This window comes from Demequina gelatinilytica, assembly GCF_000971115.1.
Classification (GTDB): Bacteria; Actinomycetota; Actinomycetes; order Actinomycetales; family Demequinaceae; genus Demequina; species Demequina gelatinilytica.
In genome coordinates, this window is sequence record NZ_BBLV01000014.1 from 1 (window position 1) to 14,215 (window position 14,215).

The window sequence follows — 14,215 nt, forward strand, 5'->3', positions numbered from 1 at the left end:
ACCCTGGTAGATGTGGAAAACAACACCAGTTTTCGGCCTGGGGACATCACCCCGCGGGCAGGTGACCCAGGATCAGCCCCAGTACGCGCTCTTGCCCTCAAGCTCCCAGCGCCCGTTGCGCCACTCGAAATCGACCTCGACGTCACCCCAGATCGAGCCGGGCACAGGCCACAGCACGGACAAGGTGCGCCCGTACTCGCTGGAGCGCTCATAGGACTTGGTTCCCCAGGTGCCGAACACGCGCTTCACCTTCCAGTAGGGCATGTTGCGCGACACGCTCCGGAACTCCGACTTGGTCACCTTGTCGGCCGTCTGCTTGGGATCGAACGTCCACCACACCGACTTCTCGTCGACGATCCACGCCCCGTTCTTGCGGACGAAGTCGATGTCCGCCGACGCGACGGGGCTCGTCGACGTCGTCACCGCCCACTCTCGGAACTGGTAGCGATTGAGGCTGGTGCTGAACTCGCTGGTCACGGTGCCCCACGAGTCAGCGATGTCCTTGACCTGCTTGAGCGTCATGCCCCGCTTGATCTGCGCGTATTCGTTGCGGTCGATGCTCGGGCTCGAATCCGCAAGCGCGACCGGTCCCGTACCTACCGCCAGCGCGACGCCCACCACGGCAGCGAGCATCGGCTTGATGAAGTTCTTCACGGCAATACCTCCTGCGCCAGCACCCCCGGCTGATACGCGCGCCCGAACACGGTCGTGAACCGACGCCGCCTACGCGGTGCTCGAGCATCGAGGAGCGACATGCTCCCTTGGCGACCGTATCGACCTGCGCCGACAACGGCACGGCGTCGACCGGCCCTGCCGCCAGCCCCGGCGGGCGCCTCGCACCACCCGACCCCGGAGACGCAGGAATCCCCGCACGGCCCATGGAACGCACCGCAGGTACCTCAGCGCGAGATCGCCTTCGGTTCCGGTCACCCGCTGGAGAGTTCGTCATCCCGGGACCCATCGCGCGAGCTTGTGTGAATTGTCACACCATGCCGCAAAGCAGGTCTCGCCCGCCGCCGGCACACGAACACCGCACCACCCCGCCTCGACAGGCACTCGAGTCCGCCTCTTCCCGCGCGCCGCCTGGCGCCCACGCCCGGGAAGGGCCAAGATGCAGGCATGTCATCTGCGCGTGTGATCCATGTCACATGGGACGATGCGGCACGTACCGCCCTCGAAGCCCGCGTCGCACGCGAGAACCCGGCCGGGCGCGAGGAGGCCCTGCGCCTCGCAGGCCTGGCCCTCCACCTGTGCACGGAGCACGACGACCACACGGACGAAGCCCGCGCGCTCCTCGACCGCTCCGTCACGGTCCCCGGCGCAGACCCGCACCCGGGCGCGCGTGAGGCCCTCGCCCAGATCGCGGCGGATCGCGGCGACCGGGCCGGTGCGATCTACCGCTATCGCGAGCTCCTCACCGAGCACCCGGACGGCGTCGGCACCTCAGGCGGCGTCGAGGTCGCGCTGGCGGAGCTGCTGCTGGACCGCAGCGCGCACGGCGACGTCGACGAGGCGGTGGACCTGCTCCAGACCTGGCGCAAGCGACGCCCGCTTCACCTCGACACGCTGATGTTCCGGTGGCACGTGGCCCTGATCCGCTCCGCGGAGGCCGTGGGCGACGAGCGGACGATGCGCACCGCTGCGTCCACGGCGCTGAGCCTCGCGGAGAGCGCCAAGCGTCTGAGCTTCCACCCCGACTTCCACGAGATCGACACGGACAAGCCCACCCTCAGCTGGCTACGCAGCATCGCGGCGTGACATCACGCCGGAGAGGCCCGGCTACCCTGCCTAGGTGACCTCCGACGCCGACCTCCCCTCCACCATCGCGGAGCCGGTCGAGCACACGCTCGAGATCAAGCGCTCGATCTTCCTCACCCATCTCGCGCCGGTCGCCTCGATGGAGGAGGCGGACGCGATCATCGCCCGGATCCGCAAGGAGCGGTGGGACGCGCGCCACCACTGCGTCGCGATGGTGCTGGGCACGCACGCCGACCGCCAGCGCTCGAGCGACGACGGCGAGCCCGCCGGCACCGCAGGAGTGCCGATGCTCGAGGTCCTGAGACGCCGCGAGGTCACCGACGTCGTCGCGATCGTGAGCCGTTGGTTCGGTGGTGTCCTCCTGGGCGCGGGCGGCCTGGTCCGCGCCTACACCGCCGCGGTCGCGGAGACGCTCGACGTCGCCCGCCCCGTGCACCGGAGGCGCCTCACCGCCGTCACGCTCGACGTGCCGCACGCCGAGGCGGGCCGCCTGCTCGCCTTCTGCCACACCTGGGTCGCGGCTCATGCGGGCACCCTGGCGGAGCCGGAGTACGGCGCCATGGCGCGGCTCGTCGTCCGCGTGCCGCCGGCGGACGTGGCGACCTTCGATGCCGACCTGGCAGCGGCGACCGCGGGCGCGATCACGCCGCACCACGGCGGGACCATGGTGGTCGACATCCCCGCCTGAGATGCCTACGTGTTGAGGAACGCGAAGATGTCGTAGATGAGGAACGCGGGCCACACGAGCGCCTGCAGCAACGCGCCTACGTGCTCCCAGAAGCCGTCGGCCTGGTTCCAGAACCACACCGCAGAGCCGATCATCGCGAGGAAGTACCCGCCGCCACCCGCGGCCGCACCTGTGTTGCTCGCCATGCCACACCCCCCTGTCGGATCATCGGGGACCCGACTCCTGATTATCAGGCGCCGCCGCGCGCCGCAACGGGACGATGCGTGGGCGGCGCAAACGGCGCGCGCGGCCGGGCGGTCCCCGCGTCAGACCGGCCGGGTGTGCTCCATCGCGGCATGCGTCATCGACGAGAGCCGCGACAGGCATCGCAGGTACTTCTTGCGGTACCCGCCCCGCAGCATCTCGGGGGTGAACACGGTGTCCAGCGGCGAGCCGGACGCGGCCAGCACAGCGTCGCGGTCGTAGAGCCGGTCCACGAGCGCCACCACTCGGAGCGCCTGGTTCTGGTCGTCGAGCGGCCCCACGTCGGTGACGGCCAGCGCGGCGATCCCGTCGACGTAAGCGCCGTAGCGGGAAGGATGCACCTGGGTGAGGTCCTGGAGCAGGTCGGGCCACGCCACCTGAGCGCCGCGCGGCGCGCCCGCCACCGCGGCGACCACCTCCGCGGACGCCGGCGGCGGGAAGTCCAGCTCCCCGCGGTGGCGGTAGTCGGGCCCGTCGATCCGGACCGTGGTGAAGACCCGGGCCACCGTCTGGACCTCGCGCTGGAAGTCCTCCGACGCGAAGCGCCCCTCCCCCAGCGCGTCGGGCAGCGTGTTCGACGTCGCCGCGACGCATACGCCCGCGTCGGTGAGCTCGCGCATGAGCCGCGCCATGATCAGGGTGTCGCCGGGGTCGTCGAGCTCGAACTCGTCGATGCACACCACGGCGAACGTCGACAGCGCCTCACGGGCGGCGATGAAGCCGAGCGCGCCCACCAGGTTGGTGTACTCGACGAACGTCCCGAACACGGCGCGCGACGGCCCGAGCGCATGCGCGAGCGACGTGAGCAGGTGCGTCTTGCCTACTCCGAAGCCGCCGTCCAGGTACAGCCCGGCACCGGGACCCTTGCGTGCCCGCAGCCGCCGCAGATGAGGCGCCGCGAAGTCGCGCACGGCCGCCAGCGCGGCCGCCTGCGACGGATGCTCGGGATCGGGCACGTACGTCGAGAACGACGCCTGCCCGAAGTGCGGCGGCGGCACCAGCCCCGCGATGAGGTCCTCGGGAGCGACCACGGGCCGACGCCCGATCAGCTGGAGGGTCACCGGAGGCTCCCCGAGACGGCGCGAGGCGCGCCGGGGAACCCCAGCGCGCCTCGCATCGTCATCCGTGCGCTCAGGCCTCGACCTCGGTGCGGTCGCCCGACCACAGCGTGTGGAACGTGCCGTCACGGTCGACGCGCTTGTAGGTGTGCGCGCCGAAGAAGTCGCGCTGTCCCTGGATCAGCGCGGCCGGCAGGCGCTCGGCGCGCAGCGAGTCGTAGTACGCGAGCGACGAGCCGAAGGCGGGCGCCGGCACGCCGGTGAGGGCGGCCTGCGCGACCACGCGGCGCCATGCACCCACGCCGCCGGCGATCTCGTCCGAGAAGTACGGGTCGACCAGGAGCGTGGGCAGGTCTGCATCACGCGTGAACGCGTCGGTGATGCGGTCGAGGAAGCGCGCGCGGATGATGCAGCCCGCACGCCAGATCTTCGCCATGTCGCCCAGCGTGATGTCCCAGCCGAACTCCTCGGACGCGGCACGGATCTGGTCGAAGCCCTGCGCGTACGCGACCACCTTGGACGCGTAGAGCGCGAGGCGCACGTCCTCGACGAAGCCCTCGCGGTTGTTGATGTGGAAGTCGCCGGTCGACGCGGTCAGCACATTGCGCGCGGCCGCGCGCTGCGACACCTGCGAGGAGATCGCGCGGGCGAACGTCGCCTCGGCGATGCCGGTGACGGGGACGCCCAGGTCGAGCGCGGACTTCACGGTCCAGCGACCGGTGCCCTTCTGGCCCGCCTCGTCCTTGATGACGTCGACCAGCGCCTTGCCGGTGATCGCGTCGGTCTGACGCAGCACCTCGGCGGTGATCTCGATGAGGAAGGACTCGAGGTCGCCCTGGTTCCACTCGGCGAAGATGTCCGCGATCTCCGCGGGCTCGAGGTCGAGCCCCGTGCGCAGGAGGTCGTAGGCCTCACCGATGAGCTGCATGTCGGCGTACTCGATGCCGTTGTGGACCATCTTGACGAAGTGGCCGGCGCCATCGGGGCCGATGTGCACGCAGCACGGCGTGCCGTCCTCCGCCTTCGCGGCGATCTTCTCGAGGATCGGGCCGAGCGTCACGTACGACTCGGCCGGGCCGCCGGGCATGATCGACGGGCCGAGCAGCGCACCCTCCTCGCCGCCGGACACGCCGGATCCCACGAAGTGGAGGCCCTTGGCCGCAAGGTCCTTCTCGCGGCGCATCGTGTCCGTGTAGAGCGCGTTGCCCGCATCGACGATGATGTCGCCCTGCTCGAGCAGACCCGTGAGCTGGTCGATGACCGCATCGGTCGGGCCGCCTGCCTGCACCATGACGACCACGGTGCGGGGCTTCTGGAGCGACGCGACGAAGTCCTCGAGCGTCTCGGAGCCGATGAAGGTGCCCTCGTCGCCGTGCTCCTCCAGGAGCGAGTGCATCTTCTGGGGCGAGCGGTTGTGCACCGCGACCGTGAAGCCGTTGCGAGCGAAGTTGCGGGCCAGGTTGCGCCCCATGACCGCAAGTCCGGTCACACCGATCTGAGCAAGCGCCATCGTCCATCCTTCTCGTTCCGGGGATACCCGGCCCAGCCTAGACGCTCACGGTGCGCGTGGCGTACGTCCCGCCTGGAGGAGCCGGGCTTAGGCTCCGACTATGGCCAGCGACCTCGACTCGGCGCCCGCGGATTTCCGGGCCGCGCTGCTGTCGCTTCGTGACGCCCCCACGCATCCCGCCGTGCGCCTCGCGGAGGTCCCGGCCCCCCATCGCATCGCTCCGTTCGCGGCCGCGGTGCAGGGCGAGGTGGACGGCGCCGAGGCCTCGGGCCGGTTCGTCATCCTGCACGATCCCGACGGCCAGCCCGCCTGGGACGGGACGATGCGCATCGTCGCCCTGGTGAAGGCCGTCGCCGATCCCGAGGTCGGGCGCGACGACCTCTGGGGTGCGGTCGCGTGGTCATGGCTCACGGAGGCCCTCGCGAGCGCACCTCACCACGCTCGCGGCGGTACCGTGACCAAGGTGACCTCCGAGTCGTTCGGCGAGCTGGCCGAGCGTCCCGGCGAGGTCTCGATCGAGCTACGGGCGTCCTGGACGCCCACCACCACCGATCTGGCGCCGCACATCGCGGCCTGGACGGAACTCATGGCGGCATGCGCGGGCGTCCCTCCGACGCAGGACGGGGTGCGTGCGCTGCCGGGAAGGACCCTGTGACCGAGCCGACCACCGCATCGTCCACCGAGGACGATGCGATCACGCCCATCCCTCTGACCGAGCCCGAGGGCGGCGTCCCCCCGATCATCGACACACCCGAGGCGCTCGCGGCGGCCTGCGCCGCCTTCGCGGCGGGCACGGGACCCGTCGCGGCCGATGCGGAGCGCGCCTCGGGCTTCCGGTACGGCCAGGGCACCTACCTCGCGCAGTTCAAGCGCGCGGGTGCCGGGATCGCGCTCATCGACACGGCGGCGCTCCCTGACCTCTCGACGTTCGGCGCGGCGCTCGGCGACGCGGAGTGGGTGTTCCACGCCGCGAGCCAGGACCTGCCGGGCATGCGCGAGCTCGGGATGACGCCCGCACGCGTCTTCGACACGGAGCTGGGCGCGCGCATCCTGGGGTGGCCGCGTGTGGGGCTGGCCGCCGTGGTCGAGCGCGAGCTCGGCTTCGCGCTCGCGAAGGAGCACTCCGCGCAGGACTGGTCCACACGCCCCCTCCCCCACGACTGGCTCGTCTACGCGGCGCTCGACGTCGAGGTGCTCCTCGACCTCCGCGAACGGCTCGGCGCGCATCTCGAGGCCGCGGGCAAGCTCGCATGGGCGGAGCAGGAGTTCGAGGCCGTGCGCCTCGCTCCTCCTCCGGAGCCGCGCGAGGAGCCGTGGCGTCGCACCTCGGGCTGCCACCAGGTCCGTGACCCGCGGGGGCTCGCGATCGTGCGCTCCCTGTGGGAGGCGCGCGACAAGGAGGCCCGCCGGAGGGACATCTCCCCGGGTCGCGTGCTGCGCGATCAGGCGATCGTGGCGGCCGCCATGGCGAAGCCCGCGTCGCTCGACGCGCTCCTGGGCGTGCGAGAGTTCCAGTCGAAGGGCACCAAGCGTCGTGCGCCGCAGTGGTACACGGCCATCGAGAAGGCCATGGCGCTGACCGAGCGGGAGCTTCCCGCGCGGCGCGCCCCTGCCGGCGACGGCCCGCCGCAGCAGCGTGTGTGGAAGGACAAGCGCCCCGAGGCCTTCGCCCGGCTCGGCGCCGCGCGCGAACGCATCGCGGCCCTGGTCGAGACCCACGAGGTCCCCGCGGAGAACCTGCTCCAGCCAGACGCCATGCGGCGCACGTGCTGGGAGTACACGGGAGGCGGCGAGGCCTGGATCCGCGACTTCCTCGCCTCCCGCGGCGCGCGCCCGTGGCAGATCGACCTCACCGCGCCCGAGCTCGCCGCCGCCTTCATCGAGGCACAGGCCGCCGCGGCGGAGGCTCAGGAGGCGCCCGAGGGCTGATCGCGCCGGAGCAGCGTCAGGCGTCCGCGCCCGAGGCGGCTCCCAGCCCGATGAGCTCGCTCGTCGCGTTGCTCCACAGGACCAGGAAGGTCCCGAGGCTCGAGACCGAGTACGAGTCGTCGTCGAACCTGTACGACCACACGTCCTTCATGTCCTCCGTGCTCACCGCCACGATCTCGTCGCCCTCGACCACGAACAGCATGGACTCCGCGAGGTAGACCTGGTCCGCATCCGTCGGGAAGCCGCCGAGCTCCTCGCCGTCCTTGAGCGACAGCTGCACCAGGGCGTCGTCCGAGGAGACGTACACCTTCCCGTCGTGCACGCCTTCGAGACGCCAGTCATCGCCGTCGACCGCCTGCTCCCAGGCGCCCTCGCCGGTGGCGACGTCCACACGCATGAGGTCCTCGAACCCGTAGTCGTCGGACTCATCGCCCACGAACAGCACGCCGCCCACGACGCCGTACATCTCGGCCTCCACGGCATCGTCCCAGAGCTCGTTGCGCTCCTCGTCGACGGCCATGAGCGTGACGTCGCCGTCGTCCTCGCGATCGATGCGGACATACACGTCGCCGATGCGCGTCACCGAGGTGTCCTCGTCCGTCAGCCTGCTGAGCGGATGCGGGTCGCCTGTCAGCTGGTCCAGCAGCACCACCTCGTTGGCGTACACCGACACGATGCCGTCCTCGAGGCCCAGCGAGTACACGCTCCCGTCGACGTCCGCGGACCAGGCCTCACCCGACTCGAGATCCAGGAGCGAGTAGCGGGACACCGTGGTGAAGTAGTCGTCGTCCGCGCTCGTCTCGATCATCACGTACAGGTCGTCGCCTTCCGACTGCACGCTGATGTAGCCGTCCGGCAGCCGGGTCTCGCCGATGACCGTGCCGCCGTCGCGTGCGAGCACCACCAGCCGGTTGGCCACGTCGGAGTCGCCGACGGTGCTCACCATGGCGACCACCGAGGAGCCGTCGGATCCCTCGCGTAGCATGACCGACACCTCGCCGGAGCCCGCGTAGTCGCCGAGGGGCGTGGTCCACAGCTCCTCGCCCGTCTCGAGCGAGATGAGCGAGGCCTGCGGCGCGAAGTCGGGCTCGACGGGCTCGGGGAGCCTGTGCGCGCCCAGGGCCTCGCCGTTGCTGCCGTCAGCGAAGCCGTGGATCATCCCGCCGTCGACGGCGGGGTCGGCGTCGTAGTAGTCGGACGCGCCAGGCCAGAAGTCCTCGAGGTACGGGTAGTCGTCCGTGTACCAGTCGTAGTTCTCGTACGCCAGGTAGTACTCCGCGCCGGCCTCCCAGCCCTCGTCGTACTGCGCGTCGTACTCCGGGGTCCATTCGACACCGTCGTACCAGTAGTCGGAGGAGTGGTCGGCCTCGAAGGCGTAGTAGTCGAACACCGGGCTCACGGCCAGGGCATCGGTGCCGATCGCCCAGGAGCCGGCGTACGACACGTAGGGAGCGTCGTCGCCGAGCAGCAGGTCGACGGACCAGGCCTCGCCCGGCTTGTCGACGATGTCGGCGAGCACCGGGACATCGTCGCCTGCCGCATCGTCGCCTCCGCCAAGAAGCACGTAGGCGCCGACCGCACCGCCGGCGAGGAGCACCACGACGCCAGCGGCCACGCCCGCGATGACCGCCGGCCTGCGGGAGCGCACGGGCACGGCGGGCACGGGCACCGTCGCGGGGGACGATGCGGGGTCCGCGGCGGGGGCCGCAGGCGCGGCGACCGCGGCAGCGTCCACGGCCGGCGCGGGCGCGACCGCCTGGAACGTCCCGTCGAACCCCAGGCGCCACTGCTCGAACGAGCCGTCCGCGAGGCGCCGGTGGTAGAGCTGCGTGCCGTCGGGCTGCGGGAGGTAGTAACCGTACGTGCCGTCCGCGAGCTTCTGGTGGTAGACGTACGAGCCGTCCGCCTGAGGCTCGTGGTACCCGTAGGTGCCGTCCGCCTGGAGCGTGTAGAAGCCCTGGTCCGGTCCGTCGGAACGGCGTGCGGTGTCGTGCTCGGTCATGACAGGATGCCCCTCAGCTCAGCGGGAGCGGCAGCTCGGCGAGCTGCGATCCCGTCCTCATCGCCGAGCACTCTAGCGATCCGCGAGAAGCGCAGGCAACGCACCGTGACGGGGATCACCCCTGGTCAGAGCCGTTCCGCGCGGTTTGGGCGAGTTGTCCCGCTCGTCAGCGCGCGTCGAGCTGCGCGATGGTGCCCGCCGCGATCGCGGAGGGGTCGAGCCCCATGTCGTCGATGAGCTGAGCGCGGGACGCGTGCTGGAGGAACTCACGCCGGACGCCGTGATGGGCCCACGCCGCCGTGAGGCCGTGCAGGCGCGCGTAGGACGCCCACTCCTCGCCCAGGCCCGCGTCCGTGAGCCCGTCCTCGACTGTCACCACGAGCTCGGCGTCGCGGACCAGCTCCTCGAGGCCCGCAGGCACGGGGTGCACCCACGTCGCGGTCGCCGCGAGCGTGTCGATCCCCTCGGCGGCGATCTTGTCCGCGGCCGCGATCGCGGTCGCCGCCATGGAGCCGAGCCCGATCACGATCACGCGCGGGCCGTCGCCATGCTCCGCGAGCACCTCGAGGTCGCCGACGGTCCTCGCCGCGGGGAGCGGCTCGCCCACCGCGCCCTTGGGGTAACGGACCACCGTGGGCGCGTCGTCCACGTCGAGCGCCTCCCGGAACGCCTGCCGGAGCGTCGCCTCGTCGCGCGGCGCCGCGAGCCGCAGCCCGGGGACGTGGCGCAGGAGCGCCATGTCCCACATGCCGTTGTGGCTGGGGCCGTCGTCGCCCGTGATGCCCGCGCGGTCCAGCATGAAGGTCACCCCGGCGCGGTGGAGGGCCACGTCCATGAGCACCTGGTCGAAGGCGCGGTTGAGGAACGTCGCGTACACCGCGACCACGGGGTGCAGGCCCGCATAGGCGAGGCCCGCGGCGCTCGTCACCGCGTGCTGCTCCGCGATCCCGACGTCGATCACGCGATCGGGGTAGGCATCGGCAAGCGGCTGGAGCCCCACCGGGGCGAGCATCGCCGCCGTGAGCGCCACCACATCGGGGCGCTCCTCGGCCGCCGCGAGGATCTCGTCCGCGAAGACCGACGTCCATCCGAAGCGGGACCGCTCGATCGGCAGGCCCGTCTCGGGGTGGATCTTCCCGACGGCGTGGAACCTGTCGGCGACATCCTGCTCCGCCGGCGAGTAGCCGCGCCCCTTGTCCGTGAGGACATGGACGATCACGGGCTCGCCGAACTCATGCGCCTGACGCAACGCGCGCTCGACCTGGCGCTGGTCGTGACCGTCGATGGGGCCGATGTACTTGAGACCCAGGTCGGAGAACACGCCGTCGTCGGTGAGCAGGCCCTTGAGCGCACGCTTCGCGTGCATCACGGTCTGGTACGTGAAGTTGCGGAGGCGCCCACGGCGCTCGAAGGTCCGCTTGCCCCATCCGAGGAAGTCCTCGTAGCGGCGGTCCGTGCGGATCCCGTCCAGCTTGCGCGCGAGGCCACCGATGGTCGGCGCGTAGGAGCGTCCGTTGTCGTTGATCACCACGACCACGCGGTCGCGCGAGGCGCCGAGCGAGTTGAGCGCCTCCCACGCCATGCCGCCCGTGAGAGCGCCGTCGCCGATCACCGCGACCGTGCTGCGAGCGCTCTCGCCCCGCAGCGTGTGCCCTCGTGCGATGCCGGCGGCCCAGGACAGCGCGGTCGACGCGTGCGAGTTCTCGACGATGTCGTGGACGCTCTCCTGCCGATCCGGATACCCCGACAGGCCGCCGCGACGGCGCAGCGTGGAGAAGTTCTGGCGGCCCGTGAGCAGCTTGTGCACATACGCCTGATGACCGGTGTCGAAGACGATGGAGTCGTGCGGCGAGTGGAACACCCGGTGGATCCCGATGGTGAGCTCGACCACCCCGAGGTTGGGCCCGAGGTGGCCGCCCGTGCGCGACACGTTGTCGACGAGGAAGGTGCGGATCTCCGCGGCGAGCTCCGCCAGCTCCTCGTAGGTCAGGCCGCGGAGGTCCGCGGGCGACCCGATGCGTTCCAGCACCTGGTGCTCCTCACTGCTGTATGACGTTCCACTGTACGGCCTCGCCCTGCGGGCCCACGGCGCCGGGCGCCCGACCCAAGGAAGCGGCCCCGCCCGGCTCGCGCCGGGCGGGGCCGCTCGGGCCTGGTCGCGGCTACTTCACCAGCGACCGCAGCACGTACTGGAGGATGCCGCCGTTGCGGAAGTAGTCCGCCTCGCCGGGCGTGTCGATCCGGACCACCGCATCGAACTCGACCACGGAGCCGTCGGCCTTGGTCGCCTTCACCGCGAGCGTGCGCGGGTGCTCGCCTGCGGAGAACGCCGAGACGCCGGCGATGTCGAAGGTCTCGGTGCCGTCGAGCCCGAGCGACGCGGCGCTCTCCCCCGCCGGGAACTGGAGCGGGATCACGCCCATGCCGATGAGGTTGGAGCGGTGGATGCGCTCGAAGCTCTCGGTGATGACCGCGCGGACGCCCAGCAGCGACGTGCCCTTGGCCGCCCAGTCGCGCGACGAGCCGGAGCCGTACTCCTTGCCGGCGAGCACCACGAGCGGCACACCCGCGGCCTGGTACGCGACCGACGCGTCGTAGATGGTGGTCTGCTCGCCGGTGAGGTGGTTGAGGGTGAAGCCGCCCTCGACCCCGTCCAGCAGCAGGTTCTTGAGGCGGATGTTCGCGAACGTGCCGCGGATCATGACCTCGTGGTTGCCGCGGCGCGAGCCGTAGCTGTTGAAGTCGCGGCGCTCGACGCCGTGCTCGGCCAGGTAGACGCCCGCGGGGCTGTCCGCCTTGATCGAGCCGGCCGGAGAGATGTGGTCGGTGGTGACCGAGTCGCCCAGCAGCGCGAGCACGCGGGCGCCGGCGATGTCCTCGACGGGCTCGGGCTCGAGGCCCATGCCCTCGAAGTACGGGGGCTTGCGCACGTAGGTCGAGTCGTCCGCCCACTCGAAGGTCTTGCCGGCCGGCGTGGGCAGGTTCTGCCAACGCGAGTCGCCCGCGAACACGTCCGCGTAGTCCTTCTCGAACATCTCCTGGGTGATGGAGGAGCCGACGATCTGCTCGACCTCGGCCGCGTCGGGCCAGATGTCGCGCAGGTACACGTCGTTGCCGTCGGAGTCGGTGCCCAGCGGGTCCGCCTCGAAGTCGTGGTCCATGGTGCCGGCGAGCGCGTACGCGATGACGAGCGGCGGCGACGCGAGGTAGTTCATCTTCACGTCGGGGTTGATGCGACCCTCGAAGTTGCGGTTGCCGGACAGCACCGAGACGACCGCGAGGTCGTTCTCGTTCACCACGTCGGAGACCTCCTGCGGGAGCGGGCCCGAGTTGCCGATGCACGTGGTGCAGCCGTAGCCGACCAGGTGGAAGCCGAGCGCCTCGAGGTCGGGCCACAGCCCGGCCTTCTCGTAGTAGTCGGTGACCACCTGCGAGCCAGGCGCCATCGAGGTCTTCACCCAGGGCTTGGACGTGAGGCCCTTGGCGTTCGCGTTGCGCGCGAGCAGCGCCGCCGCGAGCATGACCGACGGGTTCGACGTGTTGGTGCACGAGGTGATCGAGGCGATCACCACGGCGCCGTGGTCGAGCGCGGTCTCCGTGCCGTCGGCGAGCGTGACCGGCGCGTGCTTGTGCGGGCGGGTCTTGACCGCCGTGGAGGATCCGTGGGCCGGCGCGTCCGCCTCGCCCGCGTGCGCCTCGGCAGCGATGGGGTCGGAGGCCGGGAAGGTCTCCTCGACCGACTCGTCGAGGCCGTGCATCTCCTCGTGCTGCGCGTAGTCGAGGATCGAGCGGCCGAACGACGCCTTCGCGTCGGTGAGCTCGATGCGGTCCTGCGGACGCTTCGGGCCGGCGATCGAGGGGACCACGGTCGAGAGGTCGAGCTCGAGGTACTCGGAGTACGCGGCCTCGCGCGACGGGTCGTGCCAGAGGCCCTGCTCCTTGCAGTAGGCCTCGACCAGCGCGACCTGCTCCGCCGAGCGGCCGGTCAGGCGCAGGTAGTCCACCGTGACCTCGTCGATGGGGAAGATCGCCGCGGTCGAGCCGAACTCGGGGCTCATGTTGCCGATGGTCGCGCGGTTGGCGAGCGGGACCGCGCCCACGCCCTCGCCGTAGAACTCGACGAACTTGCCCACCACGCCGTGCTGGCGGAGCATCTGGGTGATGGTGAGCACCACGTCGGTGGCGGTCGCGCCCGCGGGGATCGCACCCGTGAGCTTGAAGCCGACCACCTTCGGGATGAGCATGGACACGGGCTGGCCCAGCATGGCCGCCTCGGCCTCGATGCCGCCCACGCCCCAGCCGAGCACGCCGAGGCCGTTGATCATCGTGGTGTGCGAGTCGGTGCCGACGCACGAGTCCGGGTACGCCTGCGTCGCGCCGTCGAGCTCGCGCGTCATGACGCCGCGCGCGAGGTACTCGAGGTTGACCTGGTGGACGATCCCGGTGCCCGGCGGCACCACCTTGAAGTTGTCGAAGGCCGTCTGGCCCCAGCGCAGGAACTGGTAGCGCTCGCGGTTGCGCTCGTACTCGAGGTCGGTGTTGCGCTCGAGCGCGTCCTTGCGTCCGAAGATGTCGATGACCACCGAGTGGTCGATGACCATCTCCGCGGGCGCGAGCGGGTTGATGACCGAGGGGTCGCCGCCCAGGGCGCTCACGGCCTCACGCATGGTCGCGAGGTCCACCACGCAGGGGACGCCGGTGAAGTCCTGCATCACCACGCGGGCCGGGGTGAACTGGATCTCGGTGTCGGGGTCCGCGGTGGGCTCCCACTGCGCGAGCGCGGTGACGTGGTCCGCCGTGATGTTCGCGCCGTCCTCGGTGCGCAGCAGCGCCTCGGCGAGGATCTTCAGCGAGTACGGCAGGCGCTCGAGCCCTGGAACCGCGTCGAGTCGGAAGATCTCGTACTGCTGCGGTCCTACCTGCAGCGTCGACTTGGATCCAAGGGTGTTCGCGCTCATGCGTCTCCTCCGTGGTTCGGGGTGTCCCATCTTCGGGTCTGGCGTCATCCTATCGGGGCGGATGCCAGC

11 protein-coding genes are annotated in these 14,215 nt (G+C 71.0%); 4 read left to right on the forward strand and 7 right to left on the reverse strand.

Features of this window, described 5'->3' with window-relative positions; all coding sequences use genetic code 11:
- Positions 1-72: 72 nt before the first annotated feature.
- Positions 73-654 carry a hypothetical protein gene (locus AOM00_RS11605; RefSeq protein ID WP_062517940.1) on the reverse strand — a complete coding sequence of 194 codons (582 nt, stop codon included), beginning with the start codon at positions 652-654 and terminating at the stop codon, positions 73-75.
- A 465-nt stretch (positions 655-1,119) separates the two neighbouring features.
- On the opposite strand from AOM00_RS11605, the gene AOM00_RS11610 reads away from it, so the two are divergent.
- Together AOM00_RS11610 and AOM00_RS11615 are read left to right on the forward strand one after the other, a co-directional pair.
- Entirely contained in the window at positions 1,120-1,758 is a 639-nt protein-coding gene (locus AOM00_RS11610; RefSeq protein WP_156159148.1) for a tetratricopeptide repeat protein, read from the forward strand.
- A gap of 34 nt (positions 1,759-1,792) precedes the next feature.
- Positions 1,793-2,446: an IMPACT family protein gene (locus AOM00_RS11615; RefSeq protein ID WP_062517942.1), complete on the forward strand. Its 654-nt coding sequence runs from the start codon at positions 1,793-1,795 to the stop codon at positions 2,444-2,446.
- Between the two features lie 5 nt (positions 2,447-2,451).
- Here the strand turns inward: AOM00_RS11615 and AOM00_RS11620 are convergent, their stop codons facing one another.
- The 3 genes from AOM00_RS11620 to gnd all read right to left on the reverse strand — a co-directional run bounded on the left by AOM00_RS11620 (position 2,452) and on the right by gnd (position 5,257).
- Positions 2,452-2,631, reverse strand: coding sequence for a hypothetical protein (locus tag AOM00_RS11620; protein WP_062303492.1), 180 nt, complete (start codon positions 2,629-2,631; stop codon positions 2,452-2,454).
- A 120-nt stretch (positions 2,632-2,751) separates the two neighbouring features.
- The gene (gene zapE / locus AOM00_RS11625) at positions 2,752-3,750 is read right to left on the reverse strand and encodes a cell division protein ZapE (RefSeq protein ID WP_062517943.1); all 999 of its coding nucleotides are present in this window, start codon (positions 3,748-3,750) and stop codon (positions 2,752-2,754) included.
- Between the two features lie 70 nt (positions 3,751-3,820).
- Positions 3,821-5,257, reverse strand: a complete 1,437-nt coding sequence (gene gnd / locus AOM00_RS11630; RefSeq protein ID WP_062517944.1) for an NADP-dependent phosphogluconate dehydrogenase — start codon at positions 5,255-5,257, stop codon at positions 3,821-3,823.
- A gap of 100 nt (positions 5,258-5,357) precedes the next feature.
- Here gnd and AOM00_RS11635 point away from each other — a divergent pair, with 100 nt between their 5' ends.
- Positions 5,358-5,912, forward strand: a complete 555-nt coding sequence (locus AOM00_RS11635; protein ID WP_062517945.1) for a DUF3000 domain-containing protein — start codon at positions 5,358-5,360, stop codon at positions 5,910-5,912.
- Positions 5,909-7,186: an HRDC domain-containing protein gene (locus AOM00_RS11640; protein WP_062517946.1), complete on the forward strand. Its 1,278-nt coding sequence runs from the start codon at positions 5,909-5,911 to the stop codon at positions 7,184-7,186. Before AOM00_RS11635 ends, AOM00_RS11640 begins: the two co-directional genes overlap by 4 nt.
- 16 nt (positions 7,187-7,202) lie before the next feature.
- Here AOM00_RS11640 and AOM00_RS11645 read toward each other — a convergent pair whose 3' ends face one another.
- The 3 genes from AOM00_RS11645 to acnA all read right to left on the reverse strand — a co-directional run bounded on the left by AOM00_RS11645 (position 7,203) and on the right by acnA (position 14,146).
- Positions 7,203-9,188 carry an outer membrane protein assembly factor BamB family protein gene (locus AOM00_RS11645; protein WP_062517947.1) on the reverse strand — a complete coding sequence of 662 codons (1,986 nt, stop codon included), beginning with the start codon at positions 9,186-9,188 and terminating at the stop codon, positions 7,203-7,205.
- A 166-nt stretch (positions 9,189-9,354) separates the two neighbouring features.
- Positions 9,355-11,217, reverse strand: a complete 1,863-nt coding sequence (gene dxs / locus AOM00_RS11650) for a 1-deoxy-D-xylulose-5-phosphate synthase (protein WP_062517948.1) — start codon at positions 11,215-11,217, stop codon at positions 9,355-9,357.
- Between the two features lie 133 nt (positions 11,218-11,350).
- On the reverse strand, positions 11,351-14,146 hold the full coding sequence (gene acnA / locus AOM00_RS11655; protein ID WP_062517949.1) for an aconitate hydratase AcnA: 2,796 nt from the start codon (positions 14,144-14,146) through the stop codon (positions 11,351-11,353).
- Between the last annotated feature and the right edge of the window lie 69 nt (positions 14,147-14,215).